Source organism: Sphingomonas aliaeris (assembly GCF_016743815.1).
Classification (GTDB): domain Bacteria; phylum Pseudomonadota; class Alphaproteobacteria; order Sphingomonadales; family Sphingomonadaceae; genus Sphingomonas; species Sphingomonas aliaeris.
This window is the reverse complement of record NZ_CP061035.1, coordinates 869,048-887,348: the sequence shown is the minus strand read 5'-3', so window position 1 is coordinate 887,348 and position 18,301 is coordinate 869,048. Positions and strand designations below refer to the sequence as shown.

20 protein-coding genes and 4 pseudogenes are annotated in these 18,301 nt (G+C 65.6%); 11 read left to right on the top strand and 13 right to left on the bottom strand.

Going from position 1 to position 18,301, the window contains the following annotated elements; genetic code table 11:
- Positions 1-372: a copper homeostasis periplasmic binding protein CopC gene (gene copC / locus H5J25_RS03900; RefSeq protein ID WP_202094820.1), complete on the bottom strand. Its 372-nt coding sequence runs from the start codon at positions 370-372 to the stop codon at positions 1-3.
- Positions 373-498: 126 nt separating this feature from the next.
- On the opposite strand from copC, the gene H5J25_RS03895 reads away from it, so the two are divergent.
- The 8 genes and pseudogenes from H5J25_RS03895 to H5J25_RS03860 all read left to right on the top strand — a co-directional run bounded on the left by H5J25_RS03895 (position 499) and on the right by H5J25_RS03860 (position 6,640).
- Complete coding sequence (locus tag H5J25_RS03895) at positions 499-765, top strand: hypothetical protein (protein ID WP_202095975.1); 267 nt, start codon at positions 499-501, stop codon at positions 763-765.
- Complete coding sequence (locus H5J25_RS03890; RefSeq protein ID WP_056399383.1) at positions 762-1,202, top strand: periplasmic heavy metal sensor; 441 nt, start codon at positions 762-764, stop codon at positions 1,200-1,202. Before H5J25_RS03895 ends, H5J25_RS03890 begins: the two co-directional genes overlap by 4 nt.
- 10 nt (positions 1,203-1,212) lie before the next feature.
- Positions 1,213-1,782: an RNA polymerase sigma factor gene (locus tag H5J25_RS03885; RefSeq protein WP_202093666.1), complete on the top strand. Its 570-nt coding sequence runs from the start codon at positions 1,213-1,215 to the stop codon at positions 1,780-1,782.
- A 66-nt stretch (positions 1,783-1,848) separates the two neighbouring features.
- Positions 1,849-3,786: pseudogene (locus H5J25_RS03880) on the top strand (copper resistance system multicopper oxidase); the annotation flags it as partial.
- 7 nt (positions 3,787-3,793) lie between these two features.
- A pseudogene (locus H5J25_RS03875) lies at positions 3,794-4,948 on the top strand (copper resistance protein B).
- The gene (locus tag H5J25_RS03870) at positions 4,939-5,673 is read left to right on the top strand and encodes a PepSY domain-containing protein (RefSeq protein WP_145150974.1); all 735 of its coding nucleotides are present in this window, start codon (positions 4,939-4,941) and stop codon (positions 5,671-5,673) included. Before H5J25_RS03875 ends, H5J25_RS03870 begins: the two are co-directional and overlap by 10 nt.
- A 95-nt stretch (positions 5,674-5,768) precedes the next feature.
- The gene (locus tag H5J25_RS03865) at positions 5,769-6,149 is read left to right on the top strand and encodes a DUF305 domain-containing protein (RefSeq protein WP_202093664.1); all 381 of its coding nucleotides are present in this window, start codon (positions 5,769-5,771) and stop codon (positions 6,147-6,149) included.
- 59 nt (positions 6,150-6,208) lie between these two features.
- Entirely contained in the window at positions 6,209-6,640 is a 432-nt protein-coding gene (locus H5J25_RS03860; RefSeq protein ID WP_202095828.1) for a DUF411 domain-containing protein, read from the top strand.
- 35 nt (positions 6,641-6,675) lie between these two features.
- Here the strand turns inward: H5J25_RS03860 and H5J25_RS03855 are convergent, their stop codons facing one another.
- From H5J25_RS03855 to H5J25_RS03845, 3 genes are read right to left on the bottom strand one after another with little or no spacing between them, the layout of a single operon-like run.
- Positions 6,676-6,879 (bottom strand): hypothetical protein, encoded by a 204-nt coding sequence (locus H5J25_RS03855; protein ID WP_055818803.1) that lies wholly within the window; start codon positions 6,877-6,879, stop codon positions 6,676-6,678.
- A 42-nt stretch (positions 6,880-6,921) separates the two neighbouring features.
- Positions 6,922-7,263: a hypothetical protein gene (locus H5J25_RS03850; RefSeq protein WP_202093663.1), complete on the bottom strand. Its 342-nt coding sequence runs from the start codon at positions 7,261-7,263 to the stop codon at positions 6,922-6,924.
- 41 nt (positions 7,264-7,304) lie between these two features.
- Positions 7,305-8,072 (bottom strand): MauE/DoxX family redox-associated membrane protein, encoded by a 768-nt coding sequence (locus tag H5J25_RS03845; RefSeq protein WP_202093662.1) that lies wholly within the window; start codon positions 8,070-8,072, stop codon positions 7,305-7,307.
- A gap of 62 nt (positions 8,073-8,134) precedes the next feature.
- On the opposite strand from H5J25_RS03845, the pseudogene H5J25_RS03840 reads away from it, so the two are divergent.
- Positions 8,135-8,541: pseudogene (locus H5J25_RS03840) on the top strand (MerR family transcriptional regulator).
- Here the strand turns inward: H5J25_RS03840 and arsH are convergent.
- From arsH to H5J25_RS03810, 6 genes and pseudogenes are all read right to left on the bottom strand, one after another.
- On the bottom strand, positions 8,538-9,290 hold the full coding sequence (arsH, locus tag H5J25_RS03835) for an arsenical resistance protein ArsH (protein WP_202093661.1): 753 nt from the start codon (positions 9,288-9,290) through the stop codon (positions 8,538-8,540). The pseudogene H5J25_RS03840 and the gene arsH overlap by 4 nt on opposite strands.
- A pseudogene (locus H5J25_RS03830) lies at positions 9,290-10,572 on the bottom strand (arsenic transporter). Before H5J25_RS03830 ends, arsH begins: the two are co-directional and overlap by 1 nt.
- Positions 10,572-11,000, bottom strand: coding sequence for an arsenate reductase (glutaredoxin) (arsC, locus tag H5J25_RS03825; protein ID WP_202094819.1), 429 nt, complete (start codon positions 10,998-11,000; stop codon positions 10,572-10,574). Before arsC ends, H5J25_RS03830 begins: the two are co-directional and overlap by 1 nt.
- Before the next feature lie 11 nt (positions 11,001-11,011).
- Complete coding sequence (locus tag H5J25_RS03820) at positions 11,012-11,344, bottom strand: ArsR/SmtB family transcription factor (RefSeq protein ID WP_202094818.1); 333 nt, start codon at positions 11,342-11,344, stop codon at positions 11,012-11,014.
- Between the two features lie 32 nt (positions 11,345-11,376).
- On the bottom strand, positions 11,377-12,309 hold the full coding sequence (gene dmeF / locus H5J25_RS03815) for a CDF family Co(II)/Ni(II) efflux transporter DmeF (RefSeq protein ID WP_202093648.1): 933 nt from the start codon (positions 12,307-12,309) through the stop codon (positions 11,377-11,379).
- 8 nt (positions 12,310-12,317) lie between these two features.
- Positions 12,318-12,590, bottom strand: a complete 273-nt coding sequence (locus H5J25_RS03810; protein ID WP_202094817.1) for a metal/formaldehyde-sensitive transcriptional repressor — start codon at positions 12,588-12,590, stop codon at positions 12,318-12,320.
- 437 nt (positions 12,591-13,027) lie between these two features.
- Between H5J25_RS03810 and H5J25_RS03805 the strand changes: the two genes are divergently transcribed.
- Positions 13,028-14,203, top strand: coding sequence for a zinc-dependent alcohol dehydrogenase (locus H5J25_RS03805; protein ID WP_202094816.1), 1,176 nt, complete (start codon positions 13,028-13,030; stop codon positions 14,201-14,203).
- Between the two features lie 148 nt (positions 14,204-14,351).
- A complete protein-coding gene (locus H5J25_RS03800; protein WP_202094815.1) occupies positions 14,352-15,125 on the top strand; it encodes an alpha/beta fold hydrolase in 774 nt (257 codons plus the stop codon).
- A 207-nt stretch (positions 15,126-15,332) separates the two neighbouring features.
- On the opposite strand, the gene H5J25_RS03795 is transcribed toward H5J25_RS03800, so the two are convergent.
- Genes H5J25_RS03795 through H5J25_RS03785 form a run of 3 tightly spaced genes read right to left on the bottom strand, consistent with a single transcriptional unit; the run spans position 15,333 to position 18,258 of the window.
- Entirely contained in the window at positions 15,333-15,743 is a 411-nt protein-coding gene (locus H5J25_RS03795) for a hypothetical protein (protein ID WP_202094814.1), read from the bottom strand.
- The gene (locus H5J25_RS03790) at positions 15,743-16,864 is read right to left on the bottom strand and encodes a DUF4139 domain-containing protein (protein WP_202094813.1); all 1,122 of its coding nucleotides are present in this window, start codon (positions 16,862-16,864) and stop codon (positions 15,743-15,745) included. Before H5J25_RS03790 ends, H5J25_RS03795 begins: the two co-directional genes overlap by 1 nt.
- Positions 16,864-18,258: a DUF4139 domain-containing protein gene (locus H5J25_RS03785; RefSeq protein ID WP_202095974.1), complete on the bottom strand. Its 1,395-nt coding sequence runs from the start codon at positions 18,256-18,258 to the stop codon at positions 16,864-16,866. Before H5J25_RS03785 ends, H5J25_RS03790 begins: the two co-directional genes overlap by 1 nt.
- Positions 18,259-18,301: the final 43 nt, after the last annotated feature.

Below are 18,301 nucleotides of genomic sequence, written 5' to 3'. Positions count from 1 at the left end.
TTACTTCACCGCGAAAGCGTAGTTTCCGGTGATCCGGTGTGTATCGGCCGAGACGACGTACCAGGCGACGCTATAGTTGCCGGCACCCAGCGGCGACTTCGGCGCAATGACCAGCGTGCGGCCATCGGCCGCCACCGTGGCGGCGCTCGCGACCTTCATGGGCGCGTGCTTCATGCCGTTCATTCCTGTCATCATCAGGTCCGCGCCCGAGAACTTCGGCATCAGCTTCTCGCTGAATCGCAGCGTGACGCGAGCGGGCGCGGCAACCGTCGCGTTCGGTGCGGGGGTTGCGGAGACGAGCTTGGGATGCGCGTTCGCGGCACCCGCAACGACGATAAGGGCGGCAGCGGCAGGAACAAACACACGACGCATGGAACACTCTCCAAAAAGGGGGCTACATCCATCTACGCGCCAAGGACGCCCACCCCTTACCATGCGCCGTGAGGGGTAGCGGGCGATCCCGCGTAACATGGAGCAAGGGGAGCGGAGGTGAACGACATGAACGATCTTGACGAGGCGCTGACCAGGCTCGCGCGAGCGCCGGTGCCCGAACTGGACGGACTGGAGGCGCGGGTTCTCGCGCAGATCGCGACGCCTCGCGCCACCCAGGCTGGACTTGGCATAGGCGCGATCATGGTCGCGGCGCTCGCGATCGGCATGATCGGGGCGGGCTTCCCGGCATCACCCAGCGCCGCGGCCTCGATATCCCCGTTAGGGGCAAACTCCCCGTTCGCGCCCTCGACCTTGCTTGTCGGGGCGCAATGAGCGCGCGCGCGCGGCTGATTTTGTGCGTGATCGCGGCGTTCGTCGCCGCGATCGGCGGCGTGTTCGTCGGGCGCGCGCTTTTGCCCGCCCCGGCTCAGCCAGGCGCGGAGCTGCACGACGTGCTGCATCATCGGCTCGCGCTCGACACGAACCAGGAGGCTCGACTGAAAGAGCTGGAGCAGCGGTTCGCGGTCGAACGCCGTGCGCTGGAGCTGGAATTGCGGGCCGACAATGCGCGGCTCGCCGAGGCGATAGAGGCCGAGCATGGCAACGGCCCCCGTGTAGCCGCAGCGGTCGATCGGAGCCACGCCGCGATGGGCGAGCTGCAAAAGGCGACGCTCGCGCATATTTTCGCGATGCGGCAGCTCTTGCGACCCGACCAGACCGCGCAGTTCGACCGGGCGGTGGTGAAGGCGCTCACCGACGACGCCCGTTGAGATCGGGGCGGTGAGCCTCGACTGGTCATCTCTTTCCGATGGAGAGCTGGCAACGCTCAGCCTTGCGGGGCGGCAGGCCGCGTTCGCCGAGATCATGCGCCGCCACGGGCAGGCGATCTTTCGGCTGTCCCGAGGGTGCATCGGCGATGCCGACGAGGCGCTGGACTTGTCCCAGGAGACGTTCGTCGCCGCGTATCGAGCGATTGGCCGCTATGACGGCGCGCGCCCGATGCGGACCTGGCTATCGGCGATCGCACTCAATAAATGCCGCGACTGGACCCGCAAACGAAAGGTGCGGCGGTTCCTGTCGTTCGCGGTCCCGATCGGCGCGGACGCCGAGGCCGTCGCCGATATCGGCGTGGCGGTCGATGACGCCGCAAGCGACCGGCAGGAGCTGGACCGGGTTCGCCGCGCCATTGCCGAGCTGCCGGCGACGTTGAAGGAACCCTTGGTGCTCCACACCATAGAGGGGCTTAGCCAGGCCGACACCGCGGCCGTCCTGTCCATCAGCGAAAAGGCAGTCGAAACCCGGCTTTACCGCGCCCGCGCGAAGCTGCGGGAAAAGCTGGACGCGAGGTAAGGGGTAACGACCAGGCCCGCGTATCATCGTTGACCACACCAACGCGTCCAATCGACCAGGAAGCCCATGACCCGGACCATCGACCGCCGCCAGCTTTTGCGCGGCGCAACCCTCGCAGGGGGCGGACTCGCTTTATCGGCCTACATGCCGGCATGGGCGCAGACGACTTCCGGCGGCATCGTCAAGCCGATGCCGACCGTCTCGGGCGACGACATCACCCTTCGCGTCGCGCACCAGATGATGATGATCGACGGGCGCGAGAGTCACGCGATCGGCATCAACGGCACCGCGCCCGCACCGCTGATCCGGTTGCGCGAAGGGCAGAACGCCCGGCTGACCCTCACCAACGCGCTGCCCGACGAGCAGACCTCGATCCACTGGCATGGGCTGATCCTGCCTTTCCAGATGGACGGCGTTCCCGGCATCAGCTTCCCCGGCGTCGATCCGGGCAAAAGCTTCACCTACGAGTTTCCGGTCAAGCAGGCCGGCACCTACTGGTATCACAGCCATTCCGGTTTGCAGGAGCAGATGGGGCATTACGGCCCGCTGGTGATCGATCCGGCCGGCGAAGACCCGATCGCGTCCGACCGCGAGCACGTCATCATGCTGTCCGACCACAGCCAGCTTCACCCGCATGTCATCTTCCGCAAGCTCAAGATGCAGGGCGGCTATTTCAACTATCAGAAGCAGACGCTTGGCGGGCTGCTACGCGGCGACGGCCAGTCCCCGAAGGAGCGCGCCGAGTGGGGCAAGATGCGGATGGACCCCACCGACGTCGCCGACGTGACCGGCTCGACCTACACCTATCTCGTCAACGGCCACGGTCCCAAGGACAACTGGACCGGGCTGTTCCGCCCAGGCGAGCGGGTGCGGCTTCGCGTCATCAACGCTTCCGCCATGACCACCTTCAATGTCCGCATCCCCGGCCTGAAAATGACCGTGGTGGCGTGCGACGGCCTGAATGTCCGGCCGGTGACGTTCGACGAGTTCCAGATCGGCGTCGCCGAAACCTATGACGTGATCGTCACCCCGACCGACGATCGCGCCTACACGCTTGTCGGCGAGAGCGTAGATCGCTCCGGCATGGCGCGCGCGACGCTCGCGCCGCGCGAGGGCATGGCCGCGGCCGTGCCGCCGCTTCGCAAGCGCCCGCTCGCCAGCATGAAGGACATGGGCATGGGCGGCATGGACATGAGCGGCGGTTCGATGGCCGGCATGGATCATGCCGCAATGGGCCATGCCATGCCCGCGACGGGTGCGGCGACTGGCGCGATGGCGGGCATGAACCACGGTGGCGCTCCCCAGGCGGGTGCGGCCGTCGATCACGCCGCTATGGGGCATACGATGCCCGCCGAGGGAGCAGCCGCAAGCGGCATGGCCGGAATGGATCACGGGGCCATGCAGGGCGGCGCTGGCGGACAGATGGCGGGTATGGACCACGGCGCGGGCGGCATGAATCACTCGATGCGCGACTTCTCGAATGCGCCGGGGGTCAAGAAGACCCCGACCGTGCAGACCATATCCCCGATGCCGATGGACCGTATGGGCGAACCGGGCCAGGGGCTGGAAAATGTCGGGCACAAGGTGCTGGTCTATCGCGAACTGATGGCAGTTGACCGCAACCCCGACGTACGCGCGCCGGATCGCGCGATGCAAATCCACCTCACCGGCAACATGGAACGCTATATGTGGGCGTTCGACGGCGAAAAGCTGTCGGAGGTCAAAGACCCGATCCCGTTCCTTGAGGGCGAGCGGGTGCGGGTGACGCTCGTCAACGACACGATGATGGGTCACCCGATCCATCTTCACGGCCACTTTTTCGAGCTGGTGACGGGCCACGGCGAGTTCGCGCCTCGCAAGCACACCGTCATGGTTCAGCCGGGCGGGACCGCGACGTTCGACCTTACGGCCGATGCCGTCGGTGATTGGGCGTTCCACTGCCACATGCTTTACCACATGCACGCCGGCATGATGCAGGTCGTGACCGTCCGGCCACGCGGGGAGACGCGGCATGAAGGCGCTTTCCGTACTCGTCGCCGCGGCCCCGATCGCGCTTGCGACCCCCGTCACCGCGCAGGATCACTCGATGCACAACATGCCGGGGATGACCATGCCGGCGAAGCCGGCAGCGAAGCCCCAGGCGAAGCCAACCGCCAAGCCGCGCCCCCCGCTCGCACGAAAGCAAAGCCCGCACCGAAAAAGCCGTCGCCAGCTCCGGCCGCGGCGGCCGACCCGCACGCGGGCCACACCATGCCCGGAATGACGATGCCTGACGCCCCGACCCAGGCAGATCCCCATGCCGGGCACGTCATGCCCGATAGCGCGGCGGTAGCGACGCCGGCCAATCCTCAGGCGGGCCATGACATGAGCGGCATGGCGGGCGGGATGAGCCACGATATGGGAACGGGGGGGAACCGCCCTTCCCCCCGGCAACGCACCCGCCCCGGCCGCGCCCAAGCCGAATTATGCCGATCGCGTTTATTCGCCGCAGGAGATGGCCGATGCCCGCGCCATTCTTCGCGGCGAGCATGGCGGCAGCACTTTCTGGCAGGTCAATTTCAACTTGGCCGAGGTGCAGATACGCGACGGGCGCGACAGCTTTCGCTGGGATGGCGAAGCGTGGTTCGGGGGCGACATCAACCGGCTGACCGTCAAGACCGAGGGTGAAGGCGAGTTCGGGCGCAGCGTTGACGATGCCGAGGTGCAGGCGCTCTACAGCCGCGCGATCGGCCCCTATTTCAATCTCCAGGCCGGCATTCGCTATGACTTCAAGCCGAACCCCTCGCGCACCTACGCCACGCTCGGATTCGAGGGACTGGCACCCTATTGGTTCGACGTGGAGGGCGCGCTGTTTCTGTCCGACAAGGGCGACGTGCTGGGGCGGCTTGAGGGCTATTACGACCAGCGCATCACCCAGCGACTTGTCCTGCAACCGCGCGCCGAGCTTAATTTCGCGGCGCAGGACGTGCCGGAGAACGGTATCGGTTCGGGCCTGAGCGACGTCGAGCTGGGGCTTCGCCTTCGTTACGAGATCAAGCGCGAGTTCGCGCCCTATATCGGCGTCTCCTACGATCGCCGTCTAGGCGACAGCGCCCGCTTCGCGCGCGCCGAGGGCGAGGGCGTTGGCGGACCCAGCTTTGTTGTCGGCGTTCGGACGTGGTTCTGAGGGGCCGGCGCGCGAGGCTTCACCAGCTAGCGAGCAAAACGCATAAATGGCTCGCGATCATTATCGGCATCCAGCTCCTCCTCTGGTTCACCAGTGGGACGGTGATGAGCTTCCTGCCGATCGACAAGGTGCATGGCGATCACCTCGTTGATCGGAAGACCGTCGCCCCTATACCGGCGGGCATGGCCTTGGCGTCGCCAGCGGACCTGACGAGAAGCGTCGGAACGCCCGTCACATCGCTCACCTATCGCATGTTGCTCGGGCGTCCCGTCGCCGAGCTGTCAACGGCCAAGGGCACCCGGCTTGCCGATGCGACCACGGGGGTGCTCCTGCCGGCTGCTAGCGCCGCCCAGGCCGAGGCCGTGGCACGCGCTGCTTGGCGAGGGGAAGGTCGACCGGTTGCTCGCGTGGAGCGGATCGAGCGTGCCGCACCCGAATATCGTGGCGCGCTCCCCGCATGGCGGATCGCGTTTGACGACCCCAACAACACCCGCGTCTTTGTCGCCGGTGACACAGGACGGATCACCGCTGTCAGGACAGGCACCTGGCGGCTTTACGATTTTTTCTGGGGTCTCCACATCATGGACTGGAAGAACCACGAGGACTTTAACACGCCTTGGCTGCTCGCTTTCGCGATCGGGGGGCTGGCGTTGTGGATAGGCGGCGCGGTTCTCCTGTGGATGCGCTGGCCCGTCCGGCGACGCCGCAGATCGCCGGGAAGCTGACCCAGAGCCAATCGCGTCCGACATGAGGGGTAGGTGCTCGCGCCGCGTAATTGACGTGAGAGGCATTTAACACCTCGCACCCCAGGAGATTGATGATGAAACTCGCACCCCTTTTCCTCGTCGCCGCGCTGGCGACCCCGGCTCTTGCACAGCAGGCGAACCACCAGGGCATGAACCACGGCAACATGGCCGGCATGAACCATGCGATGCCAGCGACCGCAGCCAACCCCTACGGTCCGGCCGAGATGAAAATGCACGAGAAGATGATGGCGGCGATGGGGCCCGACGCCGGCGAAACGTGGACGCGCAAGATGATCGAGCATCATCGTGGCGCGGTGGAAATGTCGCAGATCGCGCTTCGTAGCACGCAGAATGCCGAAGTTCGCCGCGAGGCGCAGAAGGCCATCGCCAGCCAGAATCGCGAGATCGCCATGTTGAACGCTATGCTTCGCAAGATGGGCAAGCCCGCTCAATAAATGCATGGCCCCGCTCCTAACCCGGCGGGGCCGCCAACCAGGCATCGACCATGACCAATATGCGCTACCTGTTTGCCGCCCTCGCGCTGAGCGTCCCCTCCGTCGCCGTCGCGGCCGATGCGATCCTCGTGCATCGCGACCCCGGATGCGGGTGTTGCGGCGAATGGGCGAAGATCGTGAAGGCGCAGTTCGGCCGCACGGTGCGGATTGTTGACGATGCGAACCGTCCCGCAATGATGAAGGCACGCGGCGTCCCCGCCGACCTTGCATCCTGTCACACCGCGATCATCGACGGGATGACCTTCGAGGGTCATGTCCCGATCGCCGATATGAAGGGCGCGCTCGCGCAGCGTCCAAAGGGTGTCAGCGGTCTAGCGGTCGCCGGAATGCCGCTTGGATCACCCGGAATGGACATGCCGGGACGAGCGGCGCAGTCTTTCGAGGTCGTCGCGTTCGGGCCGAACGGGCGCAGGGTTTTCGCGCGCCATTGAGACGAAGGGGAGGCGCGAACGCCTCCCCCGCCGACTTACTTCTTGGGCGCGCCCGGCATGTCGTGGCCGGCGTGGTCGCCGCCCTTCTTCATGTCCGCGCAGCAGTCCCCTTTGCCGTCCTTGCAGCAGTCCGCCCCCTCCTTGCAGCACGCCATGTCGGCGCAGCAGGAGCCGGCCGCGAACGCCGCGGTTGGGAGGGCTAGCGCCAGTGCGGCACCGATCAGTTTCAGCTTGGTCATCAGAAAATCTCCGTCGATCGAATATGTGAGGTTGTTGAAGCGTCACACGGTTCGAGGAGGCGGTGTCGCCGGCGGGATCGGAGAACCGGCCAGCCCGGTCAACGGGGCAGGCCAGGGCGCGACCGGAAGGCTGGCGATCGGCTCGACCCGCACCAGGGCTTCGCCGGGAACGGCCGTGCAAGGCGTGGCGCAGGTCGATAACGGAGCCTTTTTGTTGGGCGCTGGCGTGCCATCGCCATCGCACCCGACCATCGCCGACGCGATCGGTGCGGCTTGCGCCGCCGTTTCGCAAAACGGGCCGAGACGCACTAGCAGCAGCGCCGCGAGCACGATCAGGACGGTCGCGCGAAGCGTTCGGGCTAAGGCTGGTGCTCCCTTCGTCATCCCGGCTATCGGCACCGTCTCTGATCCAATGTCAACAAGCGTCAGTGCGCCCCGGCGATACCGATAGCGGCGGTGGCCATCCACAGCGCCATCGCCACCATCATCACGTTTTCGGTGAGCGAGATGAAGCCCAGGGGCACGTTGCTGTCCCCGCCCACGCACGCGCACTTCAGCTCGCGCTTGTCGATATAGACGGCCTTGAACACCGACACCGCCCCGATCGAGCCGATGAACAGCGCGACCGGCACCGACAGCCAGGTAAGCGCGCCCGCGATCATCAGCACGCCCGCTCCGCCTTCCGCGAACGGGTAGATATAGGAGTAGGGCACCCAGCGCTTGGCGAGCAGATCGTAGTTGAGGAACATGCTCGAAAAGCTCTCGATGTTCTGGAGCTTGAGCAGCGCCAGCACACACATCGAGAAGGCGATGAACCATTCGATCGCGCGAATTGTGAACGGCGTACCCAGCACCGCGTAGCTGGCGGCGAGCGCCATCAGCGCCGTCATCGTGAACAGCGCGATCACGGGCCGATAGGTAAGCGCCTTGGGGTCGCGGACGGTCTTGCCGAAAAACCGGCGCAGATCGTCATAGCCGCCTACCCGCTCGCCACCGATGAAGGTTTGCGGCGTCGTCTTGACCCCGTGCTTTGCTTTGAAGGCGTCCGTTTCGTCGCGCGTCGTCAGCCAGTGGTCATCGACCGCATAGCCTTGGCGACGCAGAAGGTCTTTCGCCTTCAGTCCATAGGGGCAGGTGTGTTCCGACATCACCATCCGGTAGATCGTCGCCTGTTTGGCGGGGGCAGTCGCCATTGTTCTTCTCCGATTACTTGCCACGCCTATATGGGGTCCGTACCATAGTCCGGAGTCAAGGCATGGCGAGCATGACGATCGCGGGGTTGGCGCGTGAGGGCGGCGTAGGCGTCGAGACGGTGCGATATTACCAGCGCCGCGGTTTGCTCGCCACGCCCGACCGGCCAGGCGCTTCCAGCGCGGGGGCGGTATCCGGCGCTACAGCGCCGCCGATGCGCGACGGCTGCGCTTCATCCGCTATGCCCAAGCCGCAGGGTTCACGCTTGAGCAGATCGGCGAGCTTCTGGCGCTGGACGCGACCGACGACCGCGCCCGCGCGCGTCAGCTCGCCAATGAGCGCATCGCAGCGCTGGATGCGAAGATCGAGGAGCTTGAAACGGCGCGTGCATCGCTACGGCGGCTTGCGCGGGAATGCGGTGCAGGGTCAGAAGGACCATGCCCTATCCTGACTGCGTTCGAGTCCGACTAGCGTTGTTGCGCGGCGGCAGTGGCGATGCTCGACAGATCGTTTGCCCGGTCGATCGGCACCCCAGCTTCCTTCCGCTCGGAATAACGATCGACAAGCTGGGCTGCATGGGGGCGCAGCAGCACCGTGAACCGCACCAGTTCCTCCATTACATCGACGATACGATCGTAATAGCTAGACGGCTTCATCCGATCGGCATCATCAAACTCGTTGAACGCCTTGGCGACACTCGACTGATTGGGGATCGTCACCATCCGCATCCAGCGGCCAAGGACGCGCAGCGTGTTCACGCTGTTGAACGACTGCGATCCCGCTGACACCTGCATGACGGCGAGCGTGCGGCCCTGCGTCGGGCGCATCCCGCCCATCGACAGCGGCAGGTGATCGACTTGCAGCTTCATGATCCCGGTGATCTGGCCATGCCGCTCGGGGCTGCACCACACATGCCCCTCCGACCACATCGACAGTTCCCGCAGCTCGTGGACGGCGGGATGATCGTCTCCCGTCACCTGATCGGGTAGCGGCAGCGTGGCGGGGTCAAAAATGCGCGTCTCGCAGCCGAAGAATTGCAGCAGGCGGGCGGCTTCCTCAACGCACAGGCGCGAATACGACCGCTCCCGCAGGGAGCCGTAGAGCAGCAGGATGCGCGGAGGCGGATCACCCGCGCCCAGTCCGAGGGCGGGACGGTCGAGCGCATAGCGGCGATCAAGCGCGGGCAGGTGATCGGGATCCGAGAGCGTGCGCAACGGCATTACAGACTAAGCCTTATCGCGAGTGCGGCGAGCGTCACCAGCAGCACCGGGATGGTGAGCGTTGCGCCGACCTTGAAGTAATAGCCCCAGCCGATCCGGATGCCTTTCTGCCCGAGGACGTGCAGCCACAGCAGCGTCGCGAGCGAGCCGATCGGCGTGATCTTCGGACCGAGGTCGCAACCGATGACATTGGCGTACATCATCGCTTCCTTGATCGCGCCCGTGGCGTGCGTCGCGTCGATCGACAGCGCCCCCACCAAGACGGTTGGCATATTGTTCATCACCGACGACAGCAGCGCGGCGATGATGCCGGTGCCGAACGCCGCGCCCCATACGCCGCCTTGCGCGGTGCGATCGAGCAGGCCGGCAAGGTGGTCGGTCAAGCCGGCATTTCGCAGGCCGTAGACGACCAGGTACATGCCGAGCGAGAAGATCACGACTTGCCACGGCGCGCCGGCCAATACCTTACGGGTCTGGATGACATGGCCGCGCGCGGCGATGACGAGCAGGAGGACCGCGCCGGCCGCGGCAACGGCGCTGACCGGCACGCCGATAGGTTCGAGCAGCAAGAAGCCGGCGAGCAGCAGGGCGAGGACGACCCAGCCCGCCTTAAACGTGGCATGGTCCCGGATCGCGTCAGCAGGTGCGCGGAGCTGCGCCACGTCATAGCTGCCCGGTATGTCGCGCCGGAAGAACAGTAGCAGCGCGACCAGTGTCGCGGCGATCGACGCCAGATCGACCGGACCCATCACCGAGGCATAATCGGCAAAGCCGATCCGAAAAAGTCGGCCGACACGATGTTGACGAGGTTGGAGACGATCAGCGGCAGACTGGCGGTATCGGCGATGAACCCCGCAGCCATCACGAACGCCAGCGTTGCCCTGTCCTTGTACCCCAGCGCCCGCAGCATCGCGATAACGATGGGCGTCAGGATCAGCGCCGCGCCATCATTAGCGAACAGCGCCGACACCGCCGCACCGAGCAGAACGATCAGCACGAACAGCCGGCGACCATGCCCCCGACCCCAGCGCGCGACGTGGAGCGCTGCCCATTCGAAGAACCCGGCTTCATCGAGCAATAGGCTGACGATGATGATCGCGACGAACGTCGCGGTAGCGTTCCAGACGATGCCCCAGACCACCGGCACGTCGGAGAGCGAGACGACCCCGGCGAGCAGTGCGACGGCCGCGCCGCCTAGCGCGCTCCAGCCGATGCCCAAGCCCTTGGGTTGCCAGATGACGAGCGCGATCGTGACGACGAAGATAGCGAGCGCGAGCAGCATCAGGCGATGCGCTGACCCGAGGCGTCCACGACCTGTTCGCCGTCTTCCTTGGCAAACGCTCCCTGTTGCGGTTCGGGCAGCAGATCGAGGACCGCTTCGGACGGTCGGCACAGCTTCACGCCGAGCGGCGAGACGACCAGCGGCCGGTTGATGAGGACCGGATGCGCCATCATCGCGTCCACCAGCGCATCGTCCGACAGCACCTCGTTACCAAGGCCCAACTCCGCATAGGGTGTCCCCTCCTCGCGCAGCAGATCGCGGGGCATCATGCTGGCGCGGTCGATCAGCTCGACCAGCAACGCGCGCGAGGGCGGGGTTTTCAGATATTCGACAACGTGCGGCTCAATGCCGGCATTGCGGATCATCGCCAGCGTATTGCGCGACGTGCCGCACTCGGGGATGTGATAGATCACGATATCGACGGCCACGGGGCGTCCTTTCAGCAGCAGGGGGTGAGTTCGGCTAGGAGCGGCGCGCACAGCTCGGGCGAGGCGGCGCAGCAGTCTTTGACGAGGAACAGCGTCAGCGCGCGCAGCCTGTCCAGATCGGCGCGGTAGATGATCGAACGGCTATGCCGTTCGGAACGGACCAGGCTGGCGCGGGCGAGAATGCCGAGGTGCGCTGACATGGTGTTCTGCGGCACGTCGAGCTGGCGGGCGATCTCGCCAGCCGCCATGCCATCCGGTTCATGCCGCACCAACAGGCGGAACACATCGAGCCGCGTGCTTTGCGCTAGCGCGCCCAATGCGGAGATAGCCGACTCATTTTCCATATATCCAGCTTAGAGGATATATGGAGTCTTGCCTACCTACACTCGACCGTCAGGTGCGCCAGTTCATGGACCGGCGCGAGGCGGGCGCGGATCGTGTCGCTGTTGAGCCCTTGTCGGCCAACGACACTGACAATCGCCGCGTGCGCTTCCGGGCCAACCCGCCAGACATGGAGGTCCGCAATCCGCGCATCCCCAGGCGTTTCGACCAGCTCGCGCACTTCGTCGGCAACGTGATTGTCGGTCGCATCCAGTAGCACCGAGGCCGTGTCGCGCATCAGTGTCCACGACCATCGCGCGATCACAACCGCGCCGACAATGCCCATCACCGGGTCCATCCATACCCAGCCGAGATAGCGCCCAGCCAATAGCGCTGCGATGGCGAGGACGGAGGTGAGCGCGTCGGCGAGGACGTGGACATAGGCCGAGCGCATGTTGTTATCGCCACCATGCGCGCCGTGAGCATGGCCGTGATCGTGCTCATGATGATGATCGTGCCCGTGGTGATGCCCAACTGAGAGCAGGAAGGCGCTGGCGATGTTCACGCCCAGGCCAACGACAGCGATGATCGTTGCTTCCCCGAAGGCAACCGTGATCGGCTGAAACAGGCGCAGGACGGATTCCACCGCGATCCCGAGCGCGATCAGCCCCAGAACCATCGCCGAGGCGAATCCGGCCAGGTCGCCCACCTTCCCCGTTCCGAAGCTGTAGGCGGGGTTGCGGGCGTGCCGTTTGGCGTATGCATAGGCGGCAGCGGCGACGCCGAGCGCGCCCGCATGTGTCGCCATATGGAACCCGTCCGCAAGCAGCGCCATCGAGCCGGTGAGGTATCCGGCGGCAATCTCGACCACCATCATCCCGGCAGTGAGTGCGACCACCCAGAGGGTGCGCCGGGCGTTCTCGTCATGCGAGGAGCCGAGGAAAACGTGATCGTGGGTATGACCCTCGATTGCGGGGAGCGTTGCCATAGATATTCCTATTTGGAGTAGCGGCGGATCGCAGCGATGAGCTGCTCCGCGCCAGCGGCCCGATCATCATCGGACAGATCTGGCCGGGCGACATGTTCGCGAACGTGCGATTCAATAATCGCATCCATGAGTCCGTTCATCGCGCCTCGCGTCGCCGCAGTCAGGTGAAGAGTGGTCGCGCAATCCTTCCCCGAGACCAGCGCGCGTTCGATCGCGGTGACTTGCCCGGCGATACGCCGGACGCGCTTAAGCAGCGCATCATCTGTTTGTAGGTGAGCCATAGCATACCCCCCTACCCTATTACGCACAGAATAGGCAATGCAGTGTCAAAACCGGTCGGTTTTGACGCTGGAGACCCGACTACGGTTTTCCAAGGGTTTGCGTGTGTCAGAACCCCGGTTCAGAATGTCAGCTTCCAAGACCGACAACTTGCCTTGGCTACGTCTGCCTTTGGGTCGCAATCCGCGGGGGCAGCTTAGTGGTACGATGACCCACATCTGGCCGTCCAGCGTGCCTGTGCCGTTCACCAGCTTCGGTCGTTCAGTCAGCTTGCAGTTGTCGGCTCGGTAAAGTGGTGAGGTCCATGTGAGATTACGGCAACGTGGGGCAACTAGCTTACACAGACGATGGTTTGTGCCCGTTCTGCGCGCAGGGGCGTTGAGGTCTTTCAGTCGCTTTTCCGATCCTGGCGGAGCTCCTGCTCACACGGAGAAAAATCATGCGCGCACTATGCTGGCACGGTAAGGGCGATGTTCGCGTCGATACCGTCGCGGATCCCGAGATCAAACACCCGCGCGATGCAATCATCAAGGTCACCGCCTGCGCGATCTGCGGATCGGACCTCCACCTGCTGGACGGCTACCAGCCCACCATGGAAGCCGGTGACATCCTAGGTCACGAGAATATGGGTGAGGTCGTCGCGCTCGGCTCGGAAGTGACCAACCTCAAGATCGGTGACCGCGTGGTAGTGCCGTTCACGATCAGCTGCGGCGACTGCTGGTTCTGTCGCAAGGGCCTATTCGCCGCCTGTGACCGCACCAACCCCAATGCCGAGATGGCCGCCAAGGCGATGGGCCATTCCCCCGCCGGCCTGTTCGGCTTCAGCCACATGCTTGGCGGCTATTGCGGCGGCCAGGCGGAGTATCTGCGGGTACCGATGGCCGACATTGGCCCGATCAAGATTCCCGACAACGTCACCGACGACCAGGCGCTGTTCCTCTCGGACATCTTTCCGACCGGCTACATGGCCGCCGAAAACGCGCAGATCGAACCGGGTGATACGGTCGCGATCTGGGGCTGCGGTCCGGTCGGCCAGTTCGCCATCCGCTCCGCGCTGATGATGGGTGCCGGCCGCGTGATCGCGATCGACGAGGTGCCCGAGCGTCTTGCCATGGCTGAAGCCGGCGGTGCCGAGACGATCAACTTTGCTGAGACGGACGTGTTTGACGAACTTCAGGCCCGTACCAAGGGACGCGGACCCGACAGCTGCATCGATGCGGTGGGTTGCGAGGCGGCCGGACACGGCGCGGCGGACGCCGTCATGGACAAGGTCAAAGCATCGATGTTCCTCGCGACCGATCGCGTCCACGTGCTGCGACAGGCGATCATGAGCTGCCGCAAGGGCGGCACTGTCTCGGTTCCGGGCGTCTACGTCGGCATGGGCGACAAGCTGCCGATCGGTGCGGCGATGAACAAGGGACTGACCATCAAGCTCGGCCAGACCCACGTCCAGCGCTACACCAAGCCGCTGCTGGAGAAGATCGTGGCCGGGGAGATCGACCCCAGCTTCGTCATCACGCATCCGGCCAGCCTTGAGGACGCTCCCGAAATGTACGCCAGGTTCCGCGACAAGGAAGACGGCGTCATCAAGGTGGTCATGCGCCCGCACGGCTGAGCTGCGCATCCTTCATCGTCGTGGCGGCGTGCGATCCCTCTTTGAGGGTCGAACGCCGCGACGACCGGCGCACGGCAGCTCACAAATTAACTGGCGCCATGCACGGACGGGCTCGTTGAGCCGTTCCGATTAAGCGAAATGGAATGAGATGCACCAAATCAACGTCGGCTCTGGCCGCAAACTGCTGCTTGTCCACGGGCTGGGTGGAAGCTCGCGATCATGGAGCCCCATTCTAAACTCGCTCGGAGCCAGTCGAACGGTGATCGCGATCGACCTGCCCGGACATGGCGAGACCCCGGCGGAACACAATAGCGGGACGTTCGACGGTCTGGTCGGCAGCGTTCAGCGCTACATCTTGGAGAAGGAGCTGACTGGGATCGACGTCGTCGGCAGCTCGATGGGTGCGCGGATAGTGCTCGAACTTGCCAGGCGTGGCGTCGTCGGCAACGTCGTCGCACTTGACCCGGGCGGGTTCTGGCGTGGTTGGGAGCGCACCTTCTTCAAGACCACGATCGGCGTCTCGGGCCGCTTGTTGCGGGCGATCCGACCCGCCCTGCCGACGCTAGCCGGTAACGCGGCCTCGCGCACTGCCCTGCTCGCCCAATTATCCGCTCATCCATGGGCGCTTGATCCGCAGATGGTGGCGACCGAGTTGACCGGTCTCAGTACGACACAGACGTTCGATGCGCTGGTCCATGACCTTGCGACCGGGCCCGAGCAGACCGGTCCTGCTGCCGACAGCATCGGCCGGATCGTGATCGGATGGGGCAGGCACGACAGGCTCTGCCTGCCGGGTCAGGCGGCGCGCGCAAAAGCTGCGTTCCCGTCCGCAGAGCTGCACTGGTTCGAGTCCAGCGGTCATTTTCCGATGTGGGACATGCCGGAGGAGACGGTCGAGGTGATCCTCAGAGCTACGCTGTGAAAGTAGCGGGGTATCGACGACCCAAAATGCGACGTTCCGAACGCCCCTTCAGCTCCCCGAAACCGGTCATCCATTCATCTGCCGCAACTGGCGGGGACGGCGAGGCATCGTAGCTGCCACAAGTACAGGCTTCCCGCCCCTATTCAGATCTCAAAAAAATCGAGGCGTGCGCGGTATCGCCCGACCTGAGTGGCCGAAGCGGGCCGGTCAGTAACGATAACGCAAATCGGCGCGACCGCCCGGCGGCAGGGTCGGCGACCAGGTGAGGGTCCCGTCGGTTCGGTTGAGCGCCTTGTCATCGGCCTCGATCGCCTGGCCCGCCGCCCCGATCGGGACGTCGAGCGTTGCCGGGAACGGGTTGGCGTTAGTCGCCGTCAGCACGACCTCTCGCGATATTGCAGCCCCCGACGCGGCTGCCAGCGCGGCGGACGCGACCATCGCTTGGGTCAGCGTCACCTGGCTGCTCACGCCGGCGGCCAGACGAATCGTCTCGCCAACCGTGCGGTCGGTGACTGCGCCCAATCCCAGCAGCAGGCGTCCGCCGGGCCGCTGGGCGTAGAGCGCGGTACTACCGGCGGGCAGCGGTACGCCCAGGCCGTCAGGTGTATCGTTCTTCATCACGAGCACGATCGACGTCGGCACGCCGTCGAGCTGTTGGCCAGGGTATACCGCGCGTCGGTAGCGACGCTCGACGGGCACCCCCTTTTGAAAGAGCAAAGCAACCTGCTTTTGCGCGCGTGCGGCGACGGTCGTCGGGGCAGGCACGCGATAAAGCTTGAGATCGCCCAGATCTTCGGGGGGCGCGGCGGCGCAGGTGGTGCCGATGGTGCAGGCGGTGGCGGCGGTGGCGGTGCCATCATACGCGATGCCGTCACCACGATCTCGTCGGCGGGTTCGAACTCCGTTTCTGGCAGGTCCGACGTCGTCGTGCCGAGCGGGTAGCAGATCAGCCGCAGCGCGCCCGCCGCCGTCGGAACCGTGGGCAACGCCACTCGATTGAGCCGGCCTGCGACTGCCTGCACCTCGGCCCTCGGGAACACTTCCGGGTTGCTGTTGGCGAGGGTCAGCCAAGCGAACAGGTCGACCGATCGCCCATTGGCGGCAAGCGTAGCGACGTAGCTCGCGCGCCAGTCGAACCCGGACGCGAGATAGGACAGACGCACCGTGACCGTGCGCGCCGCCGGGCTGATGGTCGTTACGCTCAGCACCGGCTTGCTCGACAGGCCGCCGGGGACGCCGGCAAACGCCAGCCGCTCCGCGAGACCCGAACAGCGTAAAGCCTCGATCGCCGTTGCCGTGCGGAGGATGACGCCCGGTGCGGGGCCGGCGACGATCGTCGCAGGCTCGCTGACCTCGCGTCCGGTCGCCTTGTCCGTGCGGGTCAGCGTCACCGCGCGACCGAGGGTGCCGTCGACAAGCGAGGCCGGCGACAGCAGGCGCGCGTCGCGGTTCTTCTCGATCGTGCCGCCGGGCAGGCCGTCGATGACTGCGCTGACCGGCACGATCCCTTCTGCCACGCCCTCGATCCGCAGAACCGCGGGTCCGCGTGGCAGCCGGACGCGACGCGTCTCCGTCACCAGGGCAAAGCCACCGAGATACTGGAGGGTCATCGCCCCGCGGCCATAAGGTGCCCGGTACACCGTGAGCGCGACGCGGTCGGGCGCGGAGGAGGTGACGGTCGTCTGCGCTTCCGCCCTGCCCGTCAGCAGCGCGACCGCCAGGAGCAGCAGAGGGCGCATCAGTAGCGGGTGTCGAAGGTCGCCGTCACCGTGGCGCTGCCATTGGCCGGCACCGATACCTGCCATGCCAGCGTGCCGGCGGTGCGCCGCTCGCCCTTGGCACTGTCCTCGACGACACGGACGTCGCCCCAGTCAAGCCCGCCCTGGATGAGCTCGACCGTTACCGGACGGGCGCGGGCGTTGGTCAGTTTGTACTGCATCGCCGTGCGCCAGCGGCTGTCGCCCTGCCGCGTCCGCGACACGGTGATGGGCTGTACCTTCACGTCAAACGCATCGCCGGTGGGGAGCGCGATGGTCGACCCTTGCGGGGTATGCTCGATCCGGTTTTCGCCGGTGAACTGCGGCTGCCCGCGCGCATCGCGGACATAGACCCGGACCACCCCCGCCGGCAGCGCGTCGCCCAGGCCTGCTGCGCCCGAGTTGCTGAACCGCAGCACCGACTGCGCACTGCGCGGTTCGTCCGAACTGCCGAGCCAGCCATTCTCGAACCGATAGCCCGCGCTCGCCGCCACGCCCTTGGCATCGAGGAAGCTCACCTGCTTGGTCTGCTTATCGGCGATCGTGGTGCGTTCGGCCAGCGGATAGAGATAGAAGTCGCCGAGCTGTTCGCGAGCGGCGCTCTCGGTGCCGGGCCGTGTCGTCGTCCGGCGGCGCGGACGTGGCGCATAGCCGCCGCTGCCGTCATCGTCGGTGCTGCCGACCTCGCCCGCGACCAGCAGCGTCCTGGCGTTGGCGAACGTCGTCCCGCTGCTATTCTTCAGCGTCACCCAGCCCTGGACATCGACCGTCCCGCTCTTATCGTCGAACAGCGCGACATAATCCGCGCTCCAGCCGAGCCCGCGGCTTAGGTAGGACAGCGTCGCCGGACGCGATCCTCCGCGCGTGCTGGCCAGCGTCACCGACAGCGTCGGGCGCGCGCGCAACGCGTCGGGCACCCTGTCGAACGCCGCGCGTACCGGCAGGCCGTCGTCGCGCAGCACCTCGACATGGCCGTTCACCTCGATGACCACGCCGCCGTTCACCGCCAGCACTTTCGCGCGATCGCGGGTTTCCGCGCCGGTGGCGGGATTGGTCCGCACAAGCGTGATCGTCTCGCCGACCGCCTTTTCCATCAGGCTCGACGGGCTGAGCAGGTCATAGTCGAAATTCTGTTCGACGATCGCGGCGTCGGGCACGGTCAACGACACAGTTTCCGGTCGGATCGCTGCGCTCACGTCGGGGAAATTCTGGCGAACCCGCCCGCTCGCCAGGTTCAGCGGACGGATGTCCTGCACCAGGGCGACGTCGTTGGTGTAGATGGTGACCGACACATCGCCCTGCGCCGTACCGGCGGTAGGTGAATCAGCAGGGGGCGGCAATTGCTGAGCGGCTACCGACGTCGACCCGAGCAGCATCGCCAAACCACACGCTCTCGAGATGCTTTTGCGCACGCCACTC